The organism is Actinopolymorpha pittospori (genome assembly GCF_014873875.1).
In the GTDB taxonomy this organism is placed as follows: Bacteria; Actinomycetota; Actinomycetes; order Propionibacteriales; family Actinopolymorphaceae; genus Actinopolymorpha; species Actinopolymorpha pittospori.
Map to the genome: position 1 here is coordinate 10,271,013 of NZ_JADBEM010000001.1, position 25,383 is coordinate 10,296,395.

At 69.2% G+C, this 25,383-nt stretch carries 24 protein-coding genes and 1 tRNA gene; 10 read left to right on the forward strand and 15 right to left on the reverse strand.

All coding sequences use genetic code 11. The features are described from left to right. Nucleotides 1–70: 70 nt before the first annotated feature. A complete protein-coding gene (locus tag HEB94_RS47545) occupies nucleotides 71–1,441 on the reverse strand; it encodes an IS256 family transposase (protein WP_420481565.1) in 1,371 nt (456 codons plus the stop codon). Here HEB94_RS47545 and HEB94_RS54065 point away from each other — a divergent pair. Further along, nucleotides 1,403–3,232: a replication initiator gene (locus HEB94_RS54065; RefSeq protein WP_192755932.1), complete on the forward strand. Its 1,830-nt coding sequence runs from the start codon at nucleotides 1,403–1,405 to the stop codon at nucleotides 3,230–3,232. The two genes, HEB94_RS47545 and HEB94_RS54065, sit on opposite strands and share 39 nt — an antisense overlap. Nucleotides 3,233–3,453: 221 nt before the next feature. Then, nucleotides 3,454–4,506, forward strand: coding sequence for a tyrosine-type recombinase/integrase (locus HEB94_RS47555; RefSeq protein WP_202896930.1), 1,053 nt, complete (start codon nucleotides 3,454–3,456; stop codon nucleotides 4,504–4,506). A gap of 90 nt (nucleotides 4,507–4,596) precedes the next feature. Here the strand turns inward: HEB94_RS47555 and HEB94_RS47560 are convergent. Continuing rightward, nucleotides 4,597–4,687 (reverse strand) — tRNA-Ser (locus HEB94_RS47560). Nucleotides 4,688–4,905: 218 nt separating this feature from the next. On the opposite strand from HEB94_RS47560, the gene HEB94_RS47565 reads away from it, so the two are divergent. Next, on the forward strand, nucleotides 4,906–5,586 hold the full coding sequence (locus HEB94_RS47565) for a phosphoribosyltransferase (protein ID WP_192755933.1): 681 nt from the start codon (nucleotides 4,906–4,908) through the stop codon (nucleotides 5,584–5,586). A gap of 664 nt (nucleotides 5,587–6,250) precedes the next feature. Next, nucleotides 6,251–7,723 (forward strand): LCP family protein, encoded by a 1,473-nt coding sequence (locus tag HEB94_RS47570; RefSeq protein WP_192755934.1) that lies wholly within the window; start codon nucleotides 6,251–6,253, stop codon nucleotides 7,721–7,723. Nucleotides 7,724–8,156: 433 nt separating this feature from the next. On the opposite strand, the gene HEB94_RS47575 is transcribed toward HEB94_RS47570, so the two are convergent. Beyond that, on the reverse strand, nucleotides 8,157–8,627 hold the full coding sequence (locus HEB94_RS47575; protein WP_192755935.1) for a hypothetical protein: 471 nt from the start codon (nucleotides 8,625–8,627) through the stop codon (nucleotides 8,157–8,159). A 151-nt stretch (nucleotides 8,628–8,778) separates the two neighbouring features. On the opposite strand from HEB94_RS47575, the gene HEB94_RS47580 reads away from it, so the two are divergent. Beyond that, nucleotides 8,779–9,618: an IclR family transcriptional regulator gene (locus HEB94_RS47580; protein ID WP_192755936.1), complete on the forward strand. Its 840-nt coding sequence runs from the start codon at nucleotides 8,779–8,781 to the stop codon at nucleotides 9,616–9,618. A 26-nt stretch (nucleotides 9,619–9,644) separates the two neighbouring features. Here the strand turns inward: HEB94_RS47580 and HEB94_RS47585 are convergent, their stop codons facing one another. Beyond that, nucleotides 9,645–10,229, reverse strand: coding sequence for a TetR family transcriptional regulator (locus tag HEB94_RS47585; protein ID WP_192755937.1), 585 nt, complete (start codon nucleotides 10,227–10,229; stop codon nucleotides 9,645–9,647). Nucleotides 10,230–10,317: 88 nt separating this feature from the next. Between HEB94_RS47585 and HEB94_RS47590 the strand changes: the two genes are divergently transcribed. Further along, nucleotides 10,318–10,791 carry a nuclear transport factor 2 family protein gene (locus HEB94_RS47590; RefSeq protein WP_192755938.1) on the forward strand — a complete coding sequence of 158 codons (474 nt, stop codon included), beginning with the start codon at nucleotides 10,318–10,320 and terminating at the stop codon, nucleotides 10,789–10,791. After that, the gene (locus HEB94_RS47595) at nucleotides 10,788–11,816 is read left to right on the forward strand and encodes a nuclear transport factor 2 family protein (RefSeq protein WP_192755939.1); all 1,029 of its coding nucleotides are present in this window, start codon (nucleotides 10,788–10,790) and stop codon (nucleotides 11,814–11,816) included. Before HEB94_RS47590 ends, HEB94_RS47595 begins: the two co-directional genes overlap by 4 nt. Here the strand turns inward: HEB94_RS47595 and HEB94_RS47600 are convergent. The 9 genes from HEB94_RS47600 to HEB94_RS47640 form a co-directional block, all read right to left on the reverse strand. Beyond that, nucleotides 11,806–12,738 carry a carbohydrate ABC transporter permease gene (locus HEB94_RS47600; RefSeq protein ID WP_192755940.1) on the reverse strand — a complete coding sequence of 311 codons (933 nt, stop codon included), beginning with the start codon at nucleotides 12,736–12,738 and terminating at the stop codon, nucleotides 11,806–11,808. The genes HEB94_RS47595 and HEB94_RS47600 overlap by 11 nt on opposite strands. Beyond that, nucleotides 12,738–13,682 carry a carbohydrate ABC transporter permease gene (locus tag HEB94_RS47605; RefSeq protein ID WP_192755941.1) on the reverse strand — a complete coding sequence of 315 codons (945 nt, stop codon included), beginning with the start codon at nucleotides 13,680–13,682 and terminating at the stop codon, nucleotides 12,738–12,740. The genes HEB94_RS47600 and HEB94_RS47605 overlap by 1 nt, the downstream gene beginning before the upstream one ends. A 4-nt stretch (nucleotides 13,683–13,686) precedes the next feature. After that, nucleotides 13,687–14,973 (reverse strand): ABC transporter substrate-binding protein, encoded by a 1,287-nt coding sequence (locus HEB94_RS47610; RefSeq protein ID WP_192755942.1) that lies wholly within the window; start codon nucleotides 14,971–14,973, stop codon nucleotides 13,687–13,689. A gap of 421 nt (nucleotides 14,974–15,394) precedes the next feature. Next, nucleotides 15,395–15,613 carry a hypothetical protein gene (locus HEB94_RS47615; RefSeq protein WP_192755943.1) on the reverse strand — a complete coding sequence of 73 codons (219 nt, stop codon included), beginning with the start codon at nucleotides 15,611–15,613 and terminating at the stop codon, nucleotides 15,395–15,397. A gap of 539 nt (nucleotides 15,614–16,152) precedes the next feature. After that, nucleotides 16,153–16,914, reverse strand: coding sequence for an IclR family transcriptional regulator (locus HEB94_RS47620; protein ID WP_337918478.1), 762 nt, complete (start codon nucleotides 16,912–16,914; stop codon nucleotides 16,153–16,155). Between the two features lie 122 nt (nucleotides 16,915–17,036). After that, complete coding sequence (locus HEB94_RS47625) at nucleotides 17,037–17,954, reverse strand: cation diffusion facilitator family transporter (RefSeq protein WP_192755945.1); 918 nt, start codon at nucleotides 17,952–17,954, stop codon at nucleotides 17,037–17,039. Next, nucleotides 17,954–18,463 (reverse strand): ArsR/SmtB family transcription factor, encoded by a 510-nt coding sequence (locus HEB94_RS55145; protein WP_337918479.1) that lies wholly within the window; start codon nucleotides 18,461–18,463, stop codon nucleotides 17,954–17,956. The genes HEB94_RS47625 and HEB94_RS55145 overlap by 1 nt, the downstream gene beginning before the upstream one ends. A 148-nt stretch (nucleotides 18,464–18,611) precedes the next feature. Beyond that, nucleotides 18,612–19,403: an SDR family oxidoreductase gene (locus HEB94_RS47635; protein ID WP_337918480.1), complete on the reverse strand. Its 792-nt coding sequence runs from the start codon at nucleotides 19,401–19,403 to the stop codon at nucleotides 18,612–18,614. Continuing rightward, complete coding sequence (locus HEB94_RS47640; protein WP_192755946.1) at nucleotides 19,400–20,425, reverse strand: zinc-dependent alcohol dehydrogenase; 1,026 nt, start codon at nucleotides 20,423–20,425, stop codon at nucleotides 19,400–19,402. The genes HEB94_RS47635 and HEB94_RS47640 overlap by 4 nt, the downstream gene beginning before the upstream one ends. Before the next feature lie 228 nt (nucleotides 20,426–20,653). On the opposite strand from HEB94_RS47640, the gene HEB94_RS47645 reads away from it, so the two are divergent. Next, entirely contained in the window at nucleotides 20,654–21,628 is a 975-nt protein-coding gene (locus HEB94_RS47645) for a pirin family protein (RefSeq protein ID WP_192755947.1), read from the forward strand. A gap of 109 nt (nucleotides 21,629–21,737) precedes the next feature. On the opposite strand, the gene HEB94_RS47650 is transcribed toward HEB94_RS47645, so the two are convergent. Beyond that, nucleotides 21,738–22,133 carry a glyoxalase superfamily protein gene (locus HEB94_RS47650; protein ID WP_273379016.1) on the reverse strand — a complete coding sequence of 132 codons (396 nt, stop codon included), beginning with the start codon at nucleotides 22,131–22,133 and terminating at the stop codon, nucleotides 21,738–21,740. Nucleotides 22,134–22,166: 33 nt separating this feature from the next. Next, nucleotides 22,167–23,117, reverse strand: a complete 951-nt coding sequence (locus HEB94_RS47655) for a LysR substrate-binding domain-containing protein (protein WP_192755949.1) — start codon at nucleotides 23,115–23,117, stop codon at nucleotides 22,167–22,169. 117 nt (nucleotides 23,118–23,234) lie between these two features. Here HEB94_RS47655 and HEB94_RS47660 point away from each other — a divergent pair, with 117 nt between their 5' ends. Beyond that, nucleotides 23,235–24,269, forward strand: coding sequence for a putative sulfate exporter family transporter (locus HEB94_RS47660; protein WP_192755950.1), 1,035 nt, complete (start codon nucleotides 23,235–23,237; stop codon nucleotides 24,267–24,269). 198 nt (nucleotides 24,270–24,467) lie between these two features. Next, nucleotides 24,468–25,376, forward strand: a complete 909-nt coding sequence (locus HEB94_RS47665) for a diacylglycerol/lipid kinase family protein (RefSeq protein WP_192755951.1) — start codon at nucleotides 24,468–24,470, stop codon at nucleotides 25,374–25,376. Nucleotides 25,377–25,383: the final 7 nt, after the last annotated feature.

Below are 25,383 nucleotides of genomic sequence, written 5' to 3' on the forward strand. Positions count from 1 at the left end.
CCGCCGGCGCCTCCTCTAGTCTAGGTCGCCGGGAGTGTCAAGTTAACGGTTGATCTTGGTTTGTAGGGGTTCAGTTGTTGGCCGGGGTGAGGCGGCCTTCGAAGGCGATCTGGAAGGCGTTCAGGGGTGCCTTCCAGCGCTGGGTCCATCGTTTGCGGCCCTGGCCGGTGGGGTCCAGGCTCATCAGCGCCATGTAGACGCACTTGAGTGCGGCTGTCTCGTTCGGGAAGTGGCCGCGGGCTCGGACGGCCTTGCGTATGCGCGCATTCACGCTTTCGATCGCGTTCGTGGAGCAGATCACCTTGCGTATCTCCACATCGAAGGAGAGAAAGGGCACGAACTCCGCCCACGCGTCCTCCCACAGGCGCACGATCGCCGGGTACTTGGTGCCCCAAGCCTCCTGGAACTCCAGGAACCGTTCCATGGCCGCGTCCTCGTTCGGCGCGGTGTAGACGGGCTTGAGCGCCTTGGCGATCTTGTCCCAGTCCTGGCGGGCCGCGTAACGAAAACTGTTGCGCAGCAAATGGACCACGCAGGTCTGGACGATCGTGCGAGGCCAGACAGTCTCGACCGCCTCGGGCAGGCCCTTCAGCCCGTCGCAGACCAGCATCAGCACGTCCTGCAGGCCGCGGTTCTTCAGCTCGGTGAACACGTGCAGCCAGTACTTGGCGCCCTCGCCGCCCTCACCTGCCCAGATCCCGAGGATGTCGCGATGGCCGTCCACGGTCACAGCCATCACGACGTAGATCGGCCGATTGGCGACCTGCCCGTCGCGGATCTTGACGTTGATGGCGTCCACGAACAAGACCGGGTAGACGCGGTCCACCGGCCGGTTCTGCCATTCGGCCATGCCGTCCATCACCTTGTCGGTGATCGTGGAGATGGTCTGCTTGGACACCTCGGCCCCATAGACCTCGGCCAGGTGCGCGCAGATCTCCCCGTGGGTGAGCCCCTTCGCCGACAACGACAGGACCATCTCCTCCACCCCGGTCAGGCGCCGCTGCCGCTTGCGGACGATCTGCGGCTCGAAGGTGCCGGCCACATCGCGCGGGACCTTCACCTCCACCGGGCCGACATCGGTCAGCACGGTCTTGACTCTGGCGCCGTTACGGCTGTTGCCGCTGTTCTTCCCCACCGCATCGTGCTTGTCGTAGTCGAGGTGGTCAGTGATCTCGCCCTCCAAAGCCGACTCCAGTACCCGCTTGGTCAGCTGCTGCAGCAGCCCGCCTTCCCCGGTCAGCTGCAGGCCTTCGCTACGGGCCCGGTCCAGGCTGTGTCTGGGGTTCGCCGACCTCGTGAACCTCGGCCCGTGCCCGGCCTGCCAGCCGGACCGGTTCACCGAGTATCTGGCGATGCTCGCCGCGACCGCCCGCCACCACCACGAGACGACCGAGGAGGGGTTGTGAGGGCTGCGAGCTTGAACCGGTCGAGGATTCCGCATCTGGCGGAGGCGACGGTGCGGGCCGGTGCGGTGCAGGCCGGGGTGTGTGTCCGCCCGATCGTCCGCCAGCTCGTCGACACCCACACCGGGGACGTGCGGTTGGTGCCGATCCCGTGCCAGTCCACCCTCGCCTCCCAGTGCCCGCCGTGTGCGGACAAGGCGCGCCGGCTACGGATGCAGCAGTGCCGGGAGGGATGGCACCTCGAGCACGAACCCGAACCCCCGCACCGGACCTCACCCGTGTGGTGGCTGGCACATCCGGAGGTGTTCGGCGCCGTCGCCCTGGTCGCCACCGTCGCCGCCGCACTCCGCGCCAACACCGAGCGGCGGAAGCGGTCCACCCGGCGACGTGATGATGTGCCCGAGCTGCCTCGGTTGAAGGTGGAGGACCGCACCCTCGGGCGTACGTTCACCGGGCGGGACGGGAAGACGTGGCGGCCCTCGATGTTCGTCACCTTCACCATGGGCTCCTACGGACCCGTCCACTCCGACGGCAGACCGCTGGACCCGGCCCGCTACGACTACCGCCGCGCCGCACTCGACGCCATGCACCTGTCGAAGCTGTGGGACCGGCTCACCCAGAACCTGCGCCGTGCCGTGGGCTGGGAGGTGCAGTACTTCGCCGCCATCGAACCCCAGAAGCGGCTCGCGCCGCACATCCACGCCGCGATCCGGGGTGCGATCCCCCGGGAGATCCTGCGGCAGGTCATCGCCGCCACCTACGCCTCCGTCTGGTGGCCCCGGCACGACCGCATCGTCTACCGGGGTGACCACATCCCCGTCTGGGACAGCGACACGGGCGGCTACGTCGACCCGCACACCCACCAACCGCTGGCCACCTGGGACCAGGCGCTGGACGACCTGGACGCCGACGAGACCGCCGAGCCGGCCCATGTGGTGCGGTTCGGCCGCCAGTCCGACATGCAAGGACTGGTCGGCGGCACCGACAAGGCGGACCGTCGGGTCGGGTACCTGACGAAGTACCTCACCAAGGCCATCGTCGACCCCCTCGACGACCAGGAGAACGGGGCCGTTTCGCCGGCGAGGGAGGCCCACATCGACCGGCTACATGCGCAGGTGCGGTGGTTGCCGTGTTCGCCGCGCTGCTGGAACTGGCTGGCCTACGGCATCCAGCCCAAGGACGCCGCCGACGGCGCCGTCCCCGGCCAGTGCCCCTCCAAAGCACACGACCGGGAACACCTCGGCTGCGGCGGCCGCCGCGTCCTGGTCTCCCGCAAATGGACCGGCAAGACGCTGACCGGGCACCGTGCCGACCGGCTCCACGCTGTCCGGGCCGTGTTGGAAGCCGCAGGCATCGACGCACCCGAGGTCGACTGCTGTTCAGCAAACGCACTCGATGCCGACGGGCGACCCCGCTACATCTGGCAGGCCATCGACATCGAAGGCCTCCCCACCTACACCGAAGTCATCGCCCAGACCGTCACCGAACGACAACGCTGGCGCACCCAGTACGAAGCGGCCAAGCACCGCGCAGGTCCGATAGACCTCGGCGCGTTCGGCAGTTCAGCAACTCGTCAAGCTGTGCGAGGAGTGGTGATGGAGAACGATCTGGCTGACGGCCCGCCGATTCCACGAGATGAGCTGCTCTTGACAATCGAGGAGGCCGCGAAGGTCCTCAAGATCGGGCGCACCAAGATGTGCGCTCTCCTGGGATCCGGGGCGGTTGAGTCTGTCTACATTGGCCGGCTTCGGCGTATTCCCTTCACGTGCATTCAGCAATACGTCGCGTCTCTCCTGGACGACGCTCGCAAGTCCGATCGAGCAGCGTGAGGGCGAGGGTCATGGGACGTAGGCCGAACGGCGCATCGAGCATCTACCTCGGCAACGATGGCAAGTGGCACGGCCGGGGTCACTGTCGGGGTGAGGGATGACGGCCGTCCTGATCGACGGCACGTGGAAGCGAAGACAGAATCGGAGGTGATCAAGAAGGTTCGCAGGCTGGAACGTGAGCGTGATACCGGGAAGGTGCGGGTGCGGGTCAACGCTGGACCGTGGCGAAGTGGCTTGCGCAGTGGATCGAGAACATCGCCGTTCCACCTGCCATCGGGGACAACACGCACGCCGGCTATCGCGGAGACATCGAGAAGCACCTCATTCCGGGTCTTGGCGCGCACCGGCTTGAACGGCTGGCGCCGGAGCACCTTGAGAAGCTCTACACGACGATGCAGAGGAACGGGAGTGCGCCCGGGAACGCTCATCATGTCCACCGAACGATTAGAACCGCGCTGAATGAGGCCGTACGTCGAGGGCACATCGCGTCGAATCCCGCGTCGGTCGCGAAGGCACCTGTGCTCCCTGATGCCGAGGTTGACCCGTACGACGTCGATGAGGTGAAGCGTCTCCTGAAGGTCGCGGCGGGGCTGCATAGAAACAGCGCGCGTTGGGCGCTCGCCTTGGCACTGGGGCTCCGGCAGGGCGAGGCGCTAGGGCTGCGGTGGGAGGACGTGGATCTCGACGGGGGTGTCCTGTGGGTGCGGCAGAGTCGGCTTCGGCCGAAGTACCTTCATGGCTGCGGCGGCAAGTGCGGCCAGCGGGCGGGGTCCTGCCCGAAGCGTGTTGCCGCTCGCCCGATCACGAAGGCCACCAAGTCACGGGCTGGGAGGCGGAGGATCGGGCTGCCGGCTCAACTCGTGGGCTTGCTGGCACGGCATCGCGAGGAGCAGGCCGCCGAGCGTGCCAGGGCGCTCGACATGTGGCGAGAGGGTGGCTGGGTCTTCACGTCGCCGACAGGCGAGCCGGTGAACCCGAGCACGGACTACCACCAGTGGAAGGCACTGGTGAGGAAGGCTGGTGTTCGGGACGCACGGCTGCATGACGCTCGCCATTCTGCTGCGACCGTGCTCCTGGTCCTGGGCGTGCCTGAGCGTACGGTCATGTCGATCATGGGCTGGTCAACGACGGCGATGGCCGCGCGGTACCAACATGTCACGGACCCGATTCGCCGCAGCGTGGCCGAGCGGGTTGGCGGCCTGCTCTGGGACAGCGAAGCCGAGGGCGACTCGGGCTCGCCCGTTAGCACTGCTGACGTGGGCGAGCGCACGTGAATGAGACGGGAACTGAGACGGACCCTGCCGGGCCGACCCCGTGTGAGGAGTTCGGCCCGGCGGAGACCTGCGTGTCTGCGCAGGTCAGGGCGGAGGCGGCGGGATTTGAACCCGCGAGAGGGTTTGAGCCCTCAACCCGCTTAGCAGGCGGGCGCCATAGACCGGACTAGGCGACGCCTCCCTTGGCGAAAGCCAAGATGCCGGATCAGGGTAGCGGTCCCGCGGTCAGGCGGGCAAAGCGCACCACCCGTACCGTTTGACCCCCCGGCGTGTCACGCGGACGTGGGTCACACCCCGAAGTCCCCTTCGCGGCTGCCCCAACCGGCCTGATCAGCACGAACGCTACCCGAGGGACCTGTGCGGGCGGCCCACCGGCCGGGTAGCGTGCCAGGTGTCGCCATGACCGAGCCAACCGGAGGTGGCACCGTCGGTTACGCCGACCGGTTCGACGCGGGTCGCCGACTGGCCGAGCATCTGAGTGCCTACGTCGGCCGGCGCGACGTGACCGTGTTAGGCCTGCCGCGCGGCGGCGTGGCGGTCGCGGCCGCCGTCGCGAGCCATCTGGGTGCCGATCTCGACGTCTTCTGCGTCCGCAAGCTCGGCGTTCCCTGGCACCGGGAGCTCGCCATGGGCGCGGTCGCCAGCGGCGGCGTACGCGTGCTGAACAGGGACGTCGTCGAGCAGTTGGGGATCGACCCCGAGGCGGTCGAACGCGCCACTGCCGACGAGGCCGCCGAGCTGACGCGGCGGGAACGCTCCTATCGCGGCGACCGTCCAGCCCTCGACCTGGCCGGCCGGGTCGCCGTTCTCGTGGACGACGGCATCGCGACCGGCGCCACTGCCCGGGCCGCGGTGACGGCCGTCCGCCGGCTCGGTCCCAGCCGGGTGGTGCTCGCGGTGCCGGTGGCGCCTCCGGACACCCTGCTGACCTTCGCCGACATCGCCGACGAGGTGATCTGCCCGCTCACCCCGGACACCTTCGAGGCCGTTGGCCGCTGGTACCAGGACTTCACCCCGACCACCGACACCGAGGTGCGAGCGCTCCTGGCGGGCGTACCGCCGGACGAACCATGTAACTAACCGGCTACCCCGGACATCCCGGCGAATCCGGTGAATCCGGTGAATCCGGTGAATCCCAGCGTGCCGTCCGGCCCCACACCGCGACTGACCGGTCGCGTACGGCCAGGACGTCCCGTCACGGATCGCCAACGTTTACTTGCGCACAGTTTCGGCGGTGTCCTGCCGTATGACTTCCGCGCACGGTTCGTCCCGTTCGTCCCCGTTCACTTCGTGATCCACGTGCCGATCCCTGCCGATATGGCGTACCGTGCGCAGATCCGGCCGCGTCTTCGCGATTGCCGGAAGCAGGACCGCGTTGACGACGGCCGGGCCTCCACTGCCCCCGGAGCCGACGCCAGTGGTGAACGGAGTCGGATGAGCACCGGACGGAGCGAGCCGCACCAGGCGGGTCGCGTCGCTGCCGGAAGCGCCCGAAATCCTCGCAAAAAACCGTTTTGTACGCGTCGTCCCGTGCCCGACCGACGCCGGCAAAACTCGCGGATGAGTGCAACTTCATCGGAACGTCGGACGTCGAGGTTTCAGAGGAACCGCACCGAATGGCCCCTGGGGCGCTACTTCGTCCCCGAACGAGTGGGATTGAATACGATCCATGTCTGAGCTGGTGAAGGACGATCAAGGGACCTCGTCACGGCCGACCGCGACGAGTCGGCGACGACGCCGTCCCATGTCCTTCACCAAGGCACTCCTCCTCACGATCCTCGGCACGCTGATCCCCGGAGTCGGCCTCCTGGCCGCGGGTCGCCGCAAGCTCGGCGCGGCCGTCCTCGCCATCGCGATCCTGCTGGCCGGGTTCGGCGCCTACCTCGCCGTCGCCCAACAGCGGGCGATCCTGCACTGGGCGGTCCAGTCCGAGGCGCTGCTGGTGATCGGCATCTTGCTGCCGACCATCGGGCTCGCCTGGATGATCGTCATCGTCGGCACCTACCGTTCACTGCGCCCGTGGAAGATCAGCCCGCTCCAGCGCATCGGAGGCTCGGCGCTGGTGACGCTGCTCGCGCTCGCCGTGCTGGCCCCGCTGGCTGTGGGCGGCCGCTACGCCCAGGTCCAGAAGGGCGTCGTCGAGGACGTCTTCGCCGGCGCGACCAGCAAGAGCGCGACCCGGCCGAAGAACGCCACCGCGGCCGACCCGTGGGCCGGGCAGGACCGGGTCAACCTCCTGCTGCTCGGCGGCGACGGTGGTGACGACCGGCAGGGCATCCGGCCCGACAGCCTGCAGGTCGCGAGCATCGACACCCACACCGGCAACACCGTGCTTTTCAGCCTGCCGCGCAACCTGGAGAAGGTGCCGTTCCCGCCCGACTCACCGCTCGCCGACGCCTATCCCAACGGCGTCTACGCCGGTGGCGGCGACCAGCTCGAGTGGATGATCAACTCGATCTACCGCAACGTCCCGGCACAGCACCCGGGCCTGCTCGACAGCGACAACCCCGGCGCCGACGCGACCAAGCTCGCGGTGGGCGCCGCCCTGGGCATCAAGCTCGACTACTACGTCCTGATCAACCTCAAGGGCTTCCAGGAACTCGTCAACGCGCTCGGTGGCATCACCGTGAACATCAACGAGAAGGTCGCCATCGGTGGCGCGATGGACGAGGGCATCCGACCCCACGACTACCTCCAGCCCGGACCCGACCAGCACCTGGACGGCTACCACGCATTGTGGTTCGCACGTGGCCGCTACGGCGCCGACGACTACCAGCGGATGGAACGCCAGCGCTGCGCGATGAAGGCGATCATCGACCAGTCCAACCCGGCCACCGTTCTGACCCGTTACGAAAGAATCGCCAAGACCTCCAAGCAGATCGTGCTCACCGACATCCCGGGTTCGCTGCTTCCGGCGTTCGTCGACCTGTCGATGCGGGTGAAGGGCGGCGAGATCAAGAGCATCGCCTTCACCAACAAGATCATCAAGCCGTGGAACCCCGACTACGACCTCATCCACTCGAAGGTCCGCACCGCGATCAACGCGAGCACCGCCACGAAGGCTCCGGCCAAGCCGCGGCCGTCCACCTCGGACCCGGCGAAGCCGACCCCGACGAAGGCTCCCACGAAGGCTCCGACGCCGAACGGCACGCCGGACCCGAAGACGGCCCCGGCCGACAACCTCGCCGACGCCTGCGCCTACCGGCCCGTGAGCTGAGCCGCTGACGTCGGGCGTCACTGAAGCGTCGGACAGACTCGCGGAATTCGACTACGGCCAAGATTTCTCCTGGCACTTTGCGTAACCTATGGGTGAGGTGCTCGTTAGGGATGAGTGGACGCACCAACCCTCCCAGGTGCATCGAAGCGCCGCTCCAGGTCTTGAGCCCCCCAAGGCCTGGGGCGGCGCACCCCTTTCCCGGCTCTGTGCGCGACCCCGACATCTCCCCCGGCGACGCGTGAACTCCCCGTGTGAGCAGATCCAACACATAGCCGCGCCCTACGCGTGACGACGACAACGCCGCCAGCCGGGATGCTGGGACTGCCCGCGTGAGCGAGTCATCCGCGCCCGGCTGGCAAGGCCGAGGAGGAGCCAATAGCGGTGTCCTATTGGCGACGACGAGAACGCCGCCAGGCGGGATGCGGGGGCTCGCTCAGAGGGGGCGGTAGCCGTGGGCGGTGTTGAGGTGCCCCTGAAGTTGTTCTTCGAGCGTGGCCACCGGCACGTCCAGCAACCGTGAGACGACCAGGCTGCGCCGCCCGTCCGCGAGGGCGACGACGAAGACGGTGCCGGCGCTGCCGTCGGCGCGTCGTACGTCGGCGACGTCCGTCCAGCGTGCCGAGCGGACGCTCTCCCGTGCCCAGTTGGTGCGGTTGCGGAAGCCGTCGCCACTCAGAACCAGCCCCGACCGCCCGAGGAGCGTCCACAGGCCCCAGCCGGCGGCGATGACGAAGACCGCCAGGAAGATCCACTCGAAGACCACGACCACGGGGGCGTCGAGTGCGGACACTCCCCGGCGCAGGACTTCGAGGACGACAGCGAGGGCGAGCCACACGCAGGCCATGCCGAGCATGCGGACGCCCAGCGCTGGGCGCAGGCGGTAGCTCACTGGTACGTCGGGCATGCGCAGGAGTCTGTCACGTCCGGGGTGAACCGCTGTCGACGGCTTCGGGACGTCGCGTACTCGCTAAATGTGGTAATTCCTCATGAAGACTCCGGCACGGGCCGCAGCCGGGCCCTACCATGACTGATCAGTCTGCTCCGGAAGGGACGACATGAGTGATGTCGGGCTCGTGCACAAGACAATCTGGATTCTGCGGACGGTGGCCGCACATCCGGAGGGCATCGGACTGTCAGACGTCGCCCGCGCCTGCGGAATTCCGAAGGCGACCTGCCATCGGATCCTTACCGTGCTGGAGAAGGAACGCTGGCTGACAGCCGATCCGACGTCTCGGCGCTTTCGGGTCTCACTCAGCATGTTGTTCCTGGTCGGCGGTCTGCTCGACCAGGAATCCGTCTATGCACACGCCCAGAGCGTGTTGAAAGAACTCGCCGCGGACACCCGCGAGACAGTGGGCCTGGACCAGTTGGTCAGCCCTTCCGTCGTCGTTCTCACCCAGGTCGCGGGGCCTTCCCTGATGGGCCTGCACTCCGGTCCGCGACGAAAGTCACCGGCGTGGCGAACCTCCACCGGAAAGGCACTTCTGGCCTGGCACGACGCCGAAATGGTGCGGTCGGAGTTCGTGGCCGACCTGCGTGATCGCCCGGCTCGGAAGTTCGCCGACTTCGACGCGTTTCTCGCCGAACTCGGCGAAGTGCGAGAGCGCGGCTATTCGGTCGCCTATGACGAACTCGAGGAGGGCGCCGCGGCGGTCGCCGCTCCGGTCCACGTCGGCGACGCGGTTCCTTACGCCATCTGGGTCGGCGGACCGACCTACCGGGTCACCCGGGAGCAGGTTCCCGCCCTCGCCGACCAGGTCATCGCGGCCGCCGGCAAGGTCGGTCAGGTCCTCGAGATGAGCGGCCGGCGCGAGTTGGCCGCCGAACATCTCCGCTCGTTGCCGGGCCTGCTGGTCAGCCAGCGTTCCGCCTCCGACGGCGCCAGCGAGGCTTGACGCTCGACCGAAAGAGTCGCCCGCCGTCACTCCGTCGACGGCTGCTCGCCCTCGATCAGCTTCTGCATGCTCGGGCGTAGCAGGTTGGTGATCTGCTCGGGGGTGGCGTCGCGGAGGTAGTCGATCTCGAAGGCGTGTCGCCCGATCGACACACCGAGCAGTACGGAGAAGATGAGCGCGGCGCGCAACTCCGGGTTGTCGCCCCGAATCGCCGGGCGCGCCTGCTCGATCTGGCGTCCGATGGACGCCCGGATCTCCTCCGCCGCCTCCGGATGGGTGAACGCCGAACGCAGTAAGGGAAGTGAGGTTCCCGGAAGCTCACCCAGCTTGACCCCGAGGATGGACAGGACCAGCTCGGCGAACTCCGCCGGCTCGGCCGGGAGTGACTCGTCCCCGGGCACCCGGATGGCCTCGCGGAACAGCCCCTCCTTGGACCCGAAGTACTGCATCACCAGGGCGGGGTCGACGCCGGCCGCCGAGGCGACGGCGCGGATCGTCGTGCGTTCGTAGCCGACCTCGGCGAACTTCTGGCGGGCCGACGCCAGGATCCGGTCCTCCGTCTGCTGTCGCCGCTCCGCCCTGGTCAGTCGGGGTTTCTCCGGTCCGCTCACTCCCCGACTCTACCGGCGTTGACCGAACGGCGATTTCGCTCTACGCTCGTTGAGTCTCAACACTCGTTGAGCGAAAGGATGATCTCTCATGCCTTCGACCACCCCACCCGACCAGATCGGCGCGGACACCTTCACCCCCCGTGAGGCCTTCGCGCGCTTCCAGCGAGCCCTCCTGGACGGCTCCCCCACCGACGCCACCCACATCGCCGAGGACGTCCTCGTCGAGTGGCCGTTCAGCCCACCCGGACGGCCACGCAGCGTTCAGGGGCGGGAGACCTACCTGGCCTTCGCCGCAGCCGGACGCGAGGCACTGCCGGTGCGGTTCGACGAGTTCCGCAACGTCGTGATCCACGACACGACCGATCCCGAGGTGATCGTCGTGGAGTGGGACCTGACCGGCACCCACAAGGTGACCGGCGTGCAGGCGACGGCGTCGTTCGTGACGATGCTGCGCGTGCGCGACGGCGAGGTCGTGCACGTCCGTGAGTACCAGGACGTGCTGACCATGGCGACAGCGCTCGGGCAACTTCCCGACCTGATGGCCGAACTGGCGGCCCGATGAACGCGCCCCGGTCCGAGAGTCTTCGCGCCCCGGCGTCACACACCGGAGCCGACACCTCCGCGTCCGGGCCTCGCGCCGTGTTCGCGAGGTACCAGCAGGCGGTGCTGGCGAACTCCGCCGACCAGATGGCCGAGGTGTTCGCACCGGACGGCGTCACCGAGTTTCCGTTCCGGTTGCCCGGGATACCGCCGAGGGTCGAGGGCCGCGAAGGAATCCGCGCCTGGCTCACCCCCGCGGTCGGTACAGCGTTCCGCTTCGAGGAGTACCGCGACGTGGTCGTCCACGACACCACGGACCCTGAGGTGATCGTCGTCGAGCACTCCATCGCGGGCACCACCGCCGCGAACGGACAGCCGGCCCAGATCTCCTACGTCTACGTCCTACGGGCCCGCGACGGCGAGATCGTGCACCTACGCGACTACGCCAACCCCATCGAGGGAATGCGGGCCGCCGAAGGAATGGGTCTCGGCGCCACGGCGAGCCCCGCGGACCAGCCAGACCACCCGGCCCCGAGAGACCCGGGCGACCCGGGTGACCCGGGCGACCCGGTTAGCCGGAACGACCCGACGGTCCCGGATCCGATGGCGGAACCCACCACCCCACGGGAGGTCTACGCCGCGCTCGTCCGTGCGATCGTGGCGGCCGACGCGGATGCGGCCGCCGACCTGTACGCCGAGGACGGCGTACTCGAACTCGTCTTCACCCGACCCGGGATCGTTCCGCGACGACAGGGCCGAGAGGACATCCGGGAGGCTGCGCGCGCCGGTTGGGACGCTCTGCCCCTCCGGTTCGAGAGCCACCGCACGGTCGCCCTCCACGACAGTCCCGATCCCGAGGTGGTCATCGCGGAGTTCGAACTCGCCGGTACGAGTCTTGCCGGCGGGCGTGCGTTCACCTTGTCGATGTTGGTGATCCTGCGGGTCAGGGATGGACACATCGTTCACCAGCGGGAGTACGTCGACGTCCTGGGCATCGCCGCCGCGAGTGACCGACTGCCCGCGGTGCTGGCGAGCCTCACCCCTTGATCCCGGTCTCGGTGACGCCCCGCACCAGGTAGCGCTGCAGGAAGACGAAGATCAGCACGAGGGGCAGGATGGAGACTGCGGCGGCCATGAAGAGTTCGTGGATGTTGATGGTCTGCGCCGTGATGAAGGTCGACAGGGCGACCTGCACGGTCCACGACGAGGAGTCCTGACCGATCACCAGCGGCCACAGGAACGCGTTCCAGTTGCCGATGAAGGTGATCGCCGCGATCGCCGCGAAGAACGGCAGTGAGTTCGGAACGACGATCAGCCAGAACGTCCGCCAGTAGCCCAGCCCGTCGACCCGGGCCGCCTCCTCGAGTTCCCTCGGGAAGTTGAGGAAGTACTGCCGGAACAGGAACGCCGCGAAGCCGCTGAACAGGCCCGGCACGATGAGGCCGCGCAGCGAGCTCACCCAGCCGAGGGAGGAGACCAGCACGAAGCTCGGAATGAACGTCACCGCGGCCGGGATCATCAGGGTCGCCACGATGAGGTAGAAGACGGTGTTGGCCATCCGGTGCGGAATGCGGGCCAACCCGTAGCCGGCCATCGAGGCCAGCAACAGTTGTCCGCCGGTCCCGAGCACGCCCACGACGACGGAGTTCCACAGGGCGCGTGCCATCGGCACTTCCTGGTCGTTGAACAACTCGCCGATGTTCTCCCAGTGGAGCGTGCTCGGGAACACCGTCCAGGTGGGGGCCGTGATGTCCGCCTCACTGGACAGGGCGTTACGCACGATGAGATAGAACGGCAGCAGGAAGATCACGGACGCGACGACGAGCGCCACCCACCGGGCGACCGCACCGACCTTGCCGAGGGTGCCCTGCCCGTGTCCGATCGGGCGTGGCGTGCCGGTTCGTTCGGCGGCCCGCCGACCGGGACGTACGGTGGCTCGTTCGGTGGCTCCTTCGGTGGTCGTCGCCATCAGTCCGCCTTACCGAAGCCGAAGAGCCTGCTCTGCACCAGCGTGACGAGCATGATGATCATCGCCAGGATGAGCGCGCCCGCGCTACCAAGACCGAGATCCTGGATCGAACCGAGCGAGACGCCATACAGGTAGACGAGTGGTGGTCGGGCGTAGTTGACGTTGCCCACGAGGTTGTAGAACTCGTCGAACGCCTGGTACGCCGCGATCAGGTTGAGCAACAGCACGGCGATCGACGTCGCCCGCAACTGTGGCAGCGTGATGTGCCGGAACACCTGCCAACCGGGCTTCGCGCCGTCGACGTAGGCGGCTTCGTACAACTCGGTCGGGATGCGCTGCAGGCCGGCGATGAACAGGATCATGTAGAAGCCGAGTTGGAGCCACAGCCGCACGGTCACCAAGGGGAGCCAGTACCACGGTGGGTCGACCGTGCTCAGCCAGGCGATCTCGCTGATCCCGAACCAGCCGAGCACGGTGTTGGCGAGCCCGAAGCGTACGCCGTTGAAGATCGAGAGTTTCCAGATCAGCGACGCGACGACGTAGGAACACGCGGTCGGAATGAAGAACACCGAACGGAAGAACGCCCGCGCGACCCGCACCTGGTTGACCAGCAGGGCGAGTCCGAGCGACAGGGCGAACGTCAACGGCACGATGAAGACCGCGAAGACCGTGAACGTCAACAGGCTGGAGAGGAAGTTGGGGTCGGTGAGCATGTCGGCGTAGTTGCGCAGGCCGACGAAGTCGGTGGGCGTGACCGTGTTACGGGCGTCGAAGAAGCTGAGGAAGAGGCTCCAGAGGATCGGCACGTAACCGAAGATCAGCAGGCCGACCAGGAAGGGCCCGACGAAGATCCAGAACGCCAGGGAGTTACCCCTGATGCCCCGGCGACGTCGTCGGGGCTTGTCGCTGCCCCTGGTCGTGGACGGGTCGGCGACCGCACTCATCGGCTCACCCGAACAGCCGGTCGAGTTCTGCCTGCGCCGTCTTCTGCGCCTTGTCTGCCTCCTTGGCCGGATCAGCGCCCTTCTTGATGATGTTGGTGAGCATGTCACCGAACGCCGTACCCATCTTCGGCGTCCAGGCCGGGTTGTCGGTGAAGCCGTGGTCGGCGGCCAACTTCACCGCGTCGGCGGCGGCGCCGCTCTGCAGCTTCGTGGCCTTGGCGGCAAGGCTCTTTCGCGGCGGGATGTGGAATCCGTAACTGAGGTTCCAGTCCTCCTGGAAGTCGGTCTTGTCGATCCACAGCCAACGGACGAAGGCCTTGGCGGCCTCGACGTCGCGACTCTTCGCGGAGACGAACTGCGTCCAGCCGCCGGAGTAGACGCTGTCCTTGCCCTGCGCGTCGAGTTTGGGGAACGCCAGCACGCCCACGTCGTCGCCGAACTTCTTCAGGATGGCGGGCATCGCCCACAGGCCGATCCACTGCATGGCGACGAGTTCGTTGAGGAAGGCGCCCGGGTCGGTCCAGTCGGTCGGCGCACCCAGCAGAATCGACTTGCTGGCATTGAGTTCGTGCAGCTTGGCGTAGGCCTGGAGTGCCCGCGGCCCCGCGAAGTTGGGCTTCTCGTCGTCGGTGAGGTAGCTGCCTCCGGAGGACCACAGTGCCGGTCCGCCCAGTGCGAGCCCGCCGTCGTTGCCGACGAACATGCCCTTCATGGTCTTGGTCGTCAGTGCCTTGGAGGCCTCGATCAGGTCGTCGATCGTGGTCGGCGGCTCGATCCCGGCCTTGTCGAGCAGACTCTTGCGGTAGTAGATGAGCTGGGGGTCATCGATCATCTTGATGCCGTAGACCTTGCCGTCCACGGTGTTCTGGGCGAGGTCGTTGGGGTTGAGGTCGTCCTTGACGTCCTCGATGATGTCGTCGAGCGCGACGACCTGCTTGCTCTGCACCATGGCGATGTTGAGCTGGCTCTCGAAGACGTCCGGCCCCTTGTCGGAGAGCAGGCCGGAGGAGAGCTTGGAGGCGTAGTCGCCCGGTGTCCACTGCACGTTGACACCGGCTTTGGTGTAGGCCTTCGCGTAGCGCAGGGCGGCTTCCTTGGTGCCGGCCTCGCCGTACTGGTGATACCACTGCGACAACGCGACACCATCACCATCACCGCCGCCCCCGCCACCCGACGGGCGACCGGTGTTTCCGCCGCACGCCGCGGCCAGGGCGCCGAACGCGGCCAGTCCACCCGCATGGCGGAGGAAGTGCCGCCGGTTCAGACCGCGAGAGGGTTCGGTGGGGCTCATGCGGACACCTCCGATAGACCTTGGCAGCCGGGGAAGTCACGGCTTTCGAATCGTCCTCGCTGGTGCGATCCGGCGCGGCCACCAAAGGTGGGGCGCCGATGATCTTGCCACGTTGGAGAACGTTCGCAGGCCATCGGAACGACGTCAAGACGTAATTCGCGGTGAACCTGGAGTTGGCCAGGGAGGGCACGCTCTCACCGGACAGAGCTGAGCCCGCGCCAGGGCGGCCCAGATCGCGGAGGCGGGCGATCTGGACCTTCCGAGCGCGGGCTCAGAAAGCTCCTGCGGTGGTGCCTGGGGTCCTACGGTGACACTGGCTCCTGCGGTGACACTGGCTCCTGCGGTACCGCTGCGGCCACGCCTACGCCATGGCCCCGGTGCTGCTCACACTTCCCCGGCGCGGGTCTGCACACTCGTCACGCTACGACGAGGGCTCCTCGACGGCCTGCCCTCGACCGTTTCGGTCGCCCCGGTCGTCCAACCAGTAGATGCCGCCGAACCCTCCGGTCCCGTCGCTCACGCAGAAGACCAGCGAATCGCGAGGCTGGCCACGCGATCCCCAGACCTCAGACGTCGGATCAGCGCGCGACGCGCCCTCACCCACGAACCTCGCGGACTCGCGCTCAGTCGGCTCCTCCATGGTGCGCCTTCCGTGCACAGGCCGGTGCGCGGCCACCCGAAGTTCGGCGATCCACAACCTACGGTGTGGCCACCTCAGCTTTGGTCGATCGCGCCCGTACGAATTCTGCGTGAGAGCGCGTCGTTGACGAACTCTCACCCCGTTGGACGAACTCGTACGCCGGGAGCGGGTCTTGGCCCACGACGCCGTACACAACCCGGCGGGGCTTCGTCGCGTTGGACTCCACTTGCCGGAGCCTCGAATTGTGCACCCCTCCGAAGGCGGTCCGCTACCCGGCCCGACACTTCGAGTGTCCAGCCGATCGGATCAGCGACCGCATCCGCCGCGTTGGTCCCACACGCCCATCCGGAAGCGGAGCCGCCGTCGATGTGGACGGCCGAGGTTGCTCACATCTCCGGGAGCGCTGCACCCATCGTGGCCTGTACGGAGCGTCGGGACCGGGCGTTTCCGCAAATTCCCTGGCCACGGCGACACGCAAGTCGTCACCCGGCTGGCCGTCACGGGCCGGTGCTCATGGGCCGGTGGTCACGGGCCGGTGGTCACGGGCCGGTGGTCACGAACTCCAGCACCCGAGCGATCCGCCGCGCCGCGTGGCTCAGCTGGGAACGCCGCTCGAAGAACCGGGGTAGGCGACGTCTGGAGACCGAGACGGCCAGCGCGCCGAGCAGGGAGTGCCCGCGGACGGGGGCGGCGACCCAGATGGCGGTGCCGCCCGCGTACTCCTCCTCCGTCTCGGGGTCGGTGGGAGAGGGCTCGGCCAGCCGGTCGTAGAGGGCCGTCGGGTCGGTGTAGGGCTCCACCCGCGGTGAGGTGACGCCCTGCCGGCGAAGGTGGGCGGCACGCTCCGGCGCCGGCAGGCAGGCCAGCAGGCAACTGCTCAACGCGGCCGCGTGTGCCGAGTCGCGGAGACCGAGGGAGTCGCCGAAGCGCGGCAGCGCCGGGGTGTCGACGACATCGAGGAGCCTGAGCTCACCGTCGGCGTAGGTCGCGAAGTACGCCGGGCAACCCAACTCGTCGTTAAGCATCCGCAGGGTCGGATGAGCGCGCGCCGCGATCAACTGGTCGCGTCCTCGGCGCAGCAACGCGTGCACCCGGTCTCCGAGCAGGTAGCCGTCGTCGACGCGGCGCAGGTGCCGCTCGTGGACCAACGTGCGCAGGAGGTGGTTGGTGGTCGGCAGCGGCTCGCCGGTCTGATGGGCGAGTGCGCGCGCGGGCAGCGGACGGTCGGAGGCGGCGACGACATCGAGGAGGCGCAGCGCCCGGCGTACCGATCCGATCGGCGTGTACTCGTCGTGCCGCACCGTCGACCTCCTCCTGACGTGAACGGAACCGTATCGCCGCGACCAGGACATCGACAACGATACGTGCTCAATCGATCACGAATCGTGTCCAAACCGTGCCGCCGGCGCGACGGGGAGTCGGCCTACTCGTGAACCGCGTGCTCGTGGGCGCGGTGCTTCGTCGACTCGATCTGGAACGTCGAGTGTTCGAGGTCGAAGTGGCCGGCCAGGCACTCACCCAACGCGTCCAGCACGCGTCCGGTGTCGCCGCCGGCGATGGTGGTCTCGGTGACCACGACGTGCGCGGACAGGACGGGAAGCCCTGAGGTGATGGTCCAGGCGTGCAGGTCGTGGACGTCGACGACGCCGTCGGTGCGGACGATGTGGCGGCGTACGTTCTCCAGGTCGACGCCCTTGGGTACCGCCTCCAGCAGCACGTCGACGGCATCCCGCAGCAGCGCCCAGGCGCGGGGCAGGATCATCAGGGCGACCGCGAGGGAGGCGATGGCATCGACCTGCCGCCAGCCGGTCAGGACGATGACCAACGCCGCCACCAGGACCGCGACCGAGCCGAGCAGGTCGCCGAGCACCTCGAGGTAGGCGCCGCGCAGGTTCAGCGAGGTGGACTGCTCGCGGTGGAGCAGCAGCAGCGACGCGGTGTTGGCCACCAGGCCGACACTCGCCACCACCAGCATCAGTGTCGAGCCGACCTCGGGCGGTGCGAACAACCGCTGGACCGCCTCGACCACGATGAACAGCGCGAGCGCGAAGAGGACGACGGCGTTGGCCGCGGCGGCGAGGATCTCCACCCGCTGCCAGCCGAACGTACGCCGCACGGTCGGTGCCCGCTGGGCCAGCGTCACCGCGACCAGCGCCAGGACGATCCCGGCGGAGTCCGCAGCCATGTGTCCGGCGTCGGCGAGCAGCGCCAGCGAACCGGACAGCACCGCGCCGACGACCTCGACGACGAACACCGAGGCGGTGAACCCGAGCACCAGCGCGAGGCGGCGGCGATGGGCTCCCGTGACCGTCACGTGCCCGTGGCCGTGGCCGGCGCCCATCAGTCGGACTCCTCGGCCGAGGTCGACCTGCGGCCCGGCCGGTGGTGGGCACGGGTCGGCGCGGCCTCGTGGGACCGCGCCGGACGGGAGCGGTGTGAGCCGTGCGGTGCACCCGACACGGGTTGGGTGGGGCGCCGTCCGGCCTCGGTCGCCGCGGACGATGCCGCGGGCGGCACCGCGACCTGGGACTCCACCTCCACGTCGCAGACGTCGGGGCGGTCGGCCTCCCCGACCACCTGGAGGAACTCCAGGAGGGCGTGGGCGAGGTGCGGACTGGCGAGCTCGTAGCGCACCTGGCGCCCCTGCGGCGTCGCCGCGACCAGGCCGCAGCCGCGCAGGAAGGTGAGGTGGTTGGAGACGTTGGAGCGGGTCAGGTCGAGCGCCTCCGCGAGCTGGGCGGGGTAGACCGGGCCGGCGACCATGGCGAGCAGCATGCGGCAGCGCGTCGGATCGGCGATGGCCCGGCCCAGGCGGGACATCGCCTCGACGCCGGCGGAAGGTGCGGACACGCCTCCGATAGTACAGCCATAGCTGTACCGTCAACGGGTCGTCGTCGAGGCCGGGTCGTCGCCGCGGCACGAATCCGTCCCCACGGTACGGACCGCCCCCACAGCACAAATCCATCCACAACTCGCAGGGACCCGGCCAAGCAGGCGCCTACCGGGCGAGCCATCCTCCGTCGACCGGGATCACCGCACCCGACACGTAGTTGGAGGCGGGCGCGGCCAGGAAGACCACCGCGCCGGCCAGGTCCTCCGCGCGGCCCCACCGGCCCGCCGGGATCCGGTCCAGGATCGCCTTGCTGCGCTCCGGGTCGGCGCGCAGCGGACCGGTGTTGTCGGTGGCGATATAGCCGGGTGCGATGGCGTTGACGTTGATGCCGTACGACGCCCATTCGTTGGCGAGAGCGCGGGTCAGCCCCGCGAGCCCACTCTTCGCGGCGGTGTAGGCGGCGACGTTGATGCCGCCCTGGAAGCTCAGGACGGACGCGGTGAAGATGACCTTGCCGCTTCGCCGCGCGACCATCCGGCGGCCCAGCTCGCGGGTCAGGGCGAACTGCGCGGACAGGTCGACCGCGAGCACGTCGTCCCAGTCCTCGTCCGGGTAGTCGACCGCGGGGGCGCGGCGGATCGTTCCGGCGTTGTTGACGAGGATGTCGACCGGCCGCTCACGGGCCGCTACCCCACGGGCGAAGCCCAGGACCGCCGCCCGGTCGGCGAAGTCGACCTGGTGCGCCTCGAACTCACGGCCGAGGCCCGTCACCGCGCGCTCGACCTCGCTCCCGCTCGGCTCCAGCTGGGCGCTCACCCCGATGACGTCCGCACCCGCGCCGGCCAGTGCTGTCGCCATCGCCTGGCCGAGGCCCCGCCGCGCGCCGGTGACGAGCGCGACCTTGCCGGTCAGGTCGAACAGGCCGGCGGACGCGGGTGTCTCGTGCGGTCCGGTCACGAGGTGGCCTGGCAGTCGATCAACACCTTCATGACGCCGCCGCCGGACTCCAGTGCCTCGAACGCCTCGGTCGCGCCGGAGAGCGGCACGACGCGGGAGATGAGTTCCTTGGCGGGGACCTCGCCGCCGGCCACGAGCTTCACGGCGGTCTCGAAGTCCTCGCGCGTGTAGACGCGGGTGCCGAGGATGGTGAGCTCCCGCAGGAAGAGGCGGTTCAGGTCGACGAGGCGTGGCTCGGAGTGGATCGCGACGACTACCATGCGGCCGCGGACGCCGAGGACGTCCGTCGCGGTCCGTACGCCGGCGGCCGCTCCCGAGACCTCGAAGGCCACGGGCGCACCGGCGCCGGAGGTCCAGTCCTGGACGTAGGCCGCGACGTCGGTCTGCCCGGGGTCGATCACGGTCAGGCTGAGCTGCTCGGCGACGCCTCGGCGGTGCGGGTCGAGTTCGAGGACGACGACCTCCGCGCCCTGCGCTTGCGCGACCCGGGCGACCAGCAGACCGATCGGCCCGCCACCCACGACCACGGCCTGCTCGCCGGCCCGCAGGTCGGCCCGGCGTACGTCGTGCACGGCGACCGCGGTCGGCTCGACCAGTGCCGCCTGGTCGAGCGGCAGGTCCGAGGGCAGGCCCAGGACGACCTCGGCCGGGACCGTCCAGCTGCCCTGCATCGCCCCGGCGATGTCGACGCCGATGACCTTCAGCGTCTGGCAGACGTGCGTGTGCCCCGCACGGCACGCGGCGCAGGTGCCGCACCACCGCAGCGGCATGACGGTCACCGGGTCGCCCACCTGCCACGGCGTCACACCTTCGCCGACCTCGGCGATCCGGCCGGAGGACTCGTGGCCGAGGACCGCCCGCTCCGGCACCCGGTCGTCCATCGCGCCGTGCCGAATGTGCAGGTCGGTGCCGCAGATCCCGGCGTAGGCGACCTCGATGCGGACCTCACCAGGTCCGGGCGGGACAGGGTCCCGCTCCTCCACGAGAAGGGTCGGGTCACCTGTGTAGATCGCTGCGCGCATCCACTCTCCTCGGTCGTCGTGTCCGGCTCGGCGGAGCAAGCCTGCAGCGATCATCCTCCAGCCCGGGCCGTGGCGTCCGCCCAGCGGCTGACGAATGGGGCGAGTCGGACGCCCGAGGCCGGCCAGTTCAGGCCCCCCGGACGCAGGAATATTGAATCTTCAACTATCGTTCTGACCGGCAGGACACCCCGACAGGGTTCCGGCCACATCCGAGTGAAGGAGCCAGCTATGCCAGCGGTCAGTGTCGACAACATCCTCGTCCTGCCCCGCGTCCCCCAGGTCCCGGCGACGGCGACCGACCGCAAGGTGGTGTCCGTGACCACGGCGCCGAGCGGCTTCGAGGGCGAGGGGTTCCCTGTCCGCCGCGCCTTCGCCGGTGTGGACATGAGCCAGCTCGACCCGTTCATCCACATGGACCAGATGGGTGAGGTCGAATATGCCCCGGGAGAGCCGAAAGGCACGGCGTGGCACCCCCACCGTGGTTTCGAGACCGTCACCTACATGATCGACGGAACGATGCGGCACCAGGACTCCAACGGTGGCGGTGGTGTCATCAGCGACGGTGACACGCAGTGGATGACCGCCGGTGGCGGCCTCCTGCACATCGAGGCGCCGCCGGAGGAGCTCGTGATGAGCGGCGGCCTGTTCCACGGTTTCCAGCTGTGGGTCAACCTGCCGGCGCGGATGAAGATGACGGCACCGCGGTACCAGGACATCAACCGTGGGGACGTCTCCCTGCTCAGCACCCAGGACGGCGGTGCCCTGCTCCGCGTCATCGCCGGCGACGTGGCGGGACACAGTGGTCCCGGCATCACCCACACGCCGATCGCGCTGCTGCACGCGACCGTCTCGCCGGGCGCCGAGGTCAGACTGCCGTGGCGGCCGGACTTCAACGCGCTCGTCTACGTCATGAGCGGGTCGGGAACGGTCGGCTCCGACCGGCGGCCGGTCCGGACGGGCCAGCTCGCCGTCTTCGGTTCGGGTGACGCGATCACCCTCGCCGCCGACCAGGCGCAGGAGAGCCGGAGCCCGCAGCTGGACGTTCTGGTCCTCGGTGGGCTGCCCATCCGCGAGCCGGTGGCGGCGTACGGGCCGTTCGTGATGAACACCAGGCAGGAACTGCTCCAGGCGTTCGAGGACTACCAGGCCGGGCGGCTGGGGAGCATCCCTGCCCAGCCGCACCCGGGGCACGACGTGCTCTGAGCGACCCTCGGAGCCGCCGCCTCGACGACGCCGGCCAACTCAGGCGACTCACTTCGCCTGGGCTGGCCGGCGTCCTGCTGTCCGGACGACGACCCGCGCCACCCGTGGATCACCTCCGTGGCTGCAGGACGAAGATCGTGTTACCGAACGGGTCGAGCACGTCGAAGGTGCGCGCGCCCCACGGCTCGTCCTTCGGCGGCTGCCGGATCTCCACCTTCGACCGCCACTCGGCGTAGTAGGCGTCCGCGCTCTCGACCTCCAACGACACGCACGCCTGCCTGCCGTGGCCGGCCATCGGAGCATCGATCGTCAGGCGGATCGTGCCGCGCTCGAGCCCCAGTAAGCCGGTCATGCCGTCGTCTGAGGCTTCGAGGACGACGCGGAAACCGAGCGCGTCGACGTAGAACTTCCGGGCCGTACGGAGGTCGTCGGCGGGCAGGATCGGGATCGCTCGCTCTGTCATGGATCGACTGTAGGTCTGGCGAAACGCCGCACGACAGACCAGCGACCCAGCTCACCGGGTTGGCCGGCCTCGCTGCTACGTCCGACGGGTACGCGCTGAGACCAGGCCCGCGAGCAGACGCGCGGCCGCGCCACGCGGATCCCGCCCCGGCAGCCACACGGCCCGGAACCGGCGTTCGAACGACACCCCTTCCACCGGGATGGCGACCAGCCGGCCGTCGGCGAGTTCGGCTCCGACGGCGAGGGCGCTGAGCACGCCCGGCCCCTCCCCCGCCATCACCGCCGCCTTGATCGCGGTCGTCGACCCCAGCTCGAGACCCGGACGCGCCTCGTAGCCGGCGCCGGCGAGCCGGTGGACGAACACGTCGCGCGTACCGGAGCCGCGTTCGCGCAGGACGAGCCGCTCGGCGCCGAGTTGGTCCGGGCGGACGCCGCGAGCCCGCCGCGACCGCGCCCACGGATGGGTCGGCGCGACGATCAGCAACAGTTCGTCGGTTCCGACGGTGCGGGACCGCAGCCCGGTCGGCGCCGTGACCCCCTCCACGAAGCCGAGGTCGGCCCGACGTTCGCGCACCATCGCCGCGACCTGCTCGGAGTTTCCGACCTGCAAGGAGACGGCGAGGTCGGGTTCGCCTCCGTGCAGCCGGGACAGCCAGCCCGGCACGAGGTACTCCGCCACCGTCATCGACGCGGCGAGCCGGAGCCGGTCGGCCTGTTCGGCGCGGAGCGCCGCCACGCCGAGGGTGAGCTCGCGGGCGGCCTCCAGAACCGGACGCGCCCAGTCGACCACGGCCACCCCTTCCGGCGTCAGCCGGGAGCCCACGGTCGAGCGCTCCAGCAGACGCAAGCCGAGCTTGCGCTCCAGTCCACGAATCCGCTGACTCACCGCGGGCTGGCTGATGCCGTGCAGCCCGGCGGCCCTTCGCAAGCTGCCGGTCTCGGCGACCGTCACAAGAAGTTGCAGGGTCGCGAGCTCGGGCGTCGCGGGTGGAAGCACACCCTCAGCGTAGGTGACGTCAGCCCTCACCCATATAAGCGTCGCTTACCACCTGCGCCGAAAACGACGGCTACCCCCGCACACCGACAACGAGCATCGTGATCAGTGGCCGCGGAACACGACCGTGGACAGGCGGAAGGAGCGGGCGTGGTCGGCGTAGTCCTCCCGCTGGCCGTGGCCGCGACGGCGACCGTCCTCGGCCGTTTCGTCCCGGTGGCCGGCGCACCGGTGCTCGCCCTGGCGTTGGGCGTGGTGGTGATCACGACGGTGCCGAGGTTGGGACGTTTCGGGTCCGCGGTCGTGGGCGCCGGCAGATGGTCGATCCAGGCCGCGGTCGTCGTACTCGGCGCGAACCTGTCCCTGCACCAGATCGCACACACCGGAGCGAGTTCGCTGCCCGTCCTCGCCGGTACCCTCGCCGTCGCGTTGGGAGGCGCACCGCTCCTCGGTCGGGCGATGGGCGTCAGCGGCGGACTGCGCACCCTGATCGGTGTGGGAACGGGCATCTGCGGAGCGTCCGCGATCGCGGCGACGTCGCGTGTCGTGGTCGTCACCGAGGCCGAGATCGCCTACGCCGTGTCCACGATCTTCGCGTTCAACGTCGCCGCCGTACTGGTGTTCCCGCTGCTGGGTCACCTGCTGGGACTGTCCGCACCAGGGTTCGGCCTGTGGGCGGGCAGCGCCGTGAACGACACCTCCTCCGTGGTCACGGTCGGGTACGCGTTCAACGCCACCGCGGGCGATCACGCGGTCGTCGTCAAGCTGACCCGGACCCTCGCCATCATCCCCGTGACGATCGGGCTCGCCCTCGCGCGCGCCCGTGCCGAGCGGGGACCCGCCGGCCCCTCGGCTGCCGGGTCGAGCGAACCGAGCGGGCGGCCCGGGCCCACCGGGCCGGCCGGGGCACGTTCGTGGCCGTTCCGGTTGGTGCCCGGCTTCCTCCTCCTCTTCCTGTGCGCGGGTCTGGCGAACACGGTCGGGCTGGTCCCCGCCGTCGCCCAGGCACCGCTGTCCACGGCGGCCGGGTTCCTGGTCACGGTCGGACTCGCGGCGGTCGGACTGGGTACGCGGCTGCACGACCTGCGGCGTACCGGGCCACGCCCGATGCTGTTCGGTGGGCTCCTCTGGGCAGCCCTCGCCTGCACCGGTCTCGCGATCCAGGCGGTCACCGGCCAGTGGTGACCCACGGCGAGGAGGCGAGTCGTCCGGGCGGGATATGGCATGAAACGTCCGGGCTCGCCCCGCTTCAGCGCCTGCCGGTGTTCGGCCAAGACCCTAGAATCGGCCTCACCACGCCGCGCACCCGCCGGCGACGGCCTGCCGCTCCCACCTCTCGCGCAGTCCGGAAGCTCGAGCCGTCGCCCAGGCTCCGAACCAGGGATGAGTGCCGACATGCTGGTCATCGCCAACAAGGCAGCGGGCAGCACCGAGCAGGAGGCTGTCAGCGAAGCGCTGGAGGTTCTCCGCGGCGATGGTCCGGCCGAGCTGTGCTACTCCGAGTCCCGCGAACAACTCGAGGAGCTTCTCGACCGGCTCGACGGTCGCACCCTCGTCGTGGTCGGCGGGGACGGCTCGCTCCACACGACGGTGGCCGCCCTGCACGCACGGGGCGAACTCGGCTCGGTCCGCATAGGCCTGGTCCCACTCGGCACCGGCAACGACCTCGCCCGTGGACTCGACATCCCCCTCGATCCACGTGAGGCCGCGCGACTCGTCCTCGACGGGAAGCCGACCCCGATGGACCTGCTCGTCGACGACACCGGCGGCGTGGTCGTCAACGCGGTCCACGTGGGCGTGGGAGCGGATGCCGCGCAGGCGGCGAGACCGATGAAGTCCCGCCTGGGTCCGCTCGCGTTCCCGGTCGGTGCGGTCATGGCCGGGCTGCGGACGAAGGGGTGGCGGCTGGAGGTCGTGGTCGACGGTAGGACCATCGCGGTCCCCCGGCGCAAGGCACTGATGGTGGGGCTGGCCAACGCACCGAGCATCGCGGGGGGAACGGCACAGCTCCATCCGCACGCGGACCCACACGACGGCCTGGTCGACGTCGTGGTGTCGCACTCGGTCTCCCCGCTGGCGAGGCTCGGCTACGCCGTCCGGCTCCTGCGTGGTGACCACACTTCACGCGACGACGTTGTCACGACGCGGGCCAAGGAGGTCAGTGTGGCCGGTGAGCCGTTCTGGCTGAACGCCGACGGCGAGGTCACCGGCCCGACTCGGAGCCGTTCGTGGACGGTCGCCGCCGGCGCGTGGAAGCTGATCCTGTCCAGCGACGAGAATCAGCCCGGCTGACCTGGGC

Bases quoted from the DNA above. Each gene is read 5' to 3' on its own strand.
- HEB94_RS47600 (WP_192755940.1), bottom strand. From the start codon at position 12,738: ATGGCGACGACCACCGAAGGAGCCACCGAACGAGCCACCGTACGTCCC.
- HEB94_RS47645 (WP_192755947.1), top strand. From the start codon at position 20,654: ATGCCAGCGGTCAGTGTCGACAACATCCTCGTCCTGCCCCGCGTCCCC.
- HEB94_RS47545 (WP_420481565.1), bottom strand. From the start codon at position 1,441: ATGCGGAATCCTCGACCGGTTCAAGCTCGCAGCCCTCACAACCCCTCC.
- HEB94_RS47565 (WP_192755933.1), top strand. From the start codon at position 4,906: ATGACCGAGCCAACCGGAGGTGGCACCGTCGGTTACGCCGACCGGTTC.
- HEB94_RS47665 (WP_192755951.1), top strand. From the start codon at position 24,468: ATGAGTGCCGACATGCTGGTCATCGCCAACAAGGCAGCGGGCAGCACC.
- HEB94_RS47595 (WP_192755939.1), top strand. From the start codon at position 10,788: ATGAACGCGCCCCGGTCCGAGAGTCTTCGCGCCCCGGCGTCACACACC.
- HEB94_RS47625 (WP_192755945.1), bottom strand. From the start codon at position 17,954: ATGGGCGCCGGCCACGGCCACGGGCACGTGACGGTCACGGGAGCCCAT.
- HEB94_RS47580 (WP_192755936.1), top strand. From the start codon at position 8,779: ATGAGTGATGTCGGGCTCGTGCACAAGACAATCTGGATTCTGCGGACG.
- HEB94_RS47615 (WP_192755943.1), bottom strand. From the start codon at position 15,613: ATGGAGGAGCCGACTGAGCGCGAGTCCGCGAGGTTCGTGGGTGAGGGC.
- HEB94_RS47575 (WP_192755935.1), bottom strand. From the start codon at position 8,627: ATGCCCGACGTACCAGTGAGCTACCGCCTGCGCCCAGCGCTGGGCGTC.
- HEB94_RS47610 (WP_192755942.1), bottom strand. From the start codon at position 14,973: ATGAGCCCCACCGAACCCTCTCGCGGTCTGAACCGGCGGCACTTCCTC.
- HEB94_RS47640 (WP_192755946.1), bottom strand. From the start codon at position 20,425: ATGCGCGCAGCGATCTACACAGGTGACCCGACCCTTCTCGTGGAGGAG.
- HEB94_RS47570 (WP_192755934.1), top strand. From the start codon at position 6,251: ATGTCCTTCACCAAGGCACTCCTCCTCACGATCCTCGGCACGCTGATC.
- HEB94_RS47590 (WP_192755938.1), top strand. From the start codon at position 10,318: ATGCCTTCGACCACCCCACCCGACCAGATCGGCGCGGACACCTTCACC.
- HEB94_RS47605 (WP_192755941.1), bottom strand. From the start codon at position 13,682: ATGAGTGCGGTCGCCGACCCGTCCACGACCAGGGGCAGCGACAAGCCC.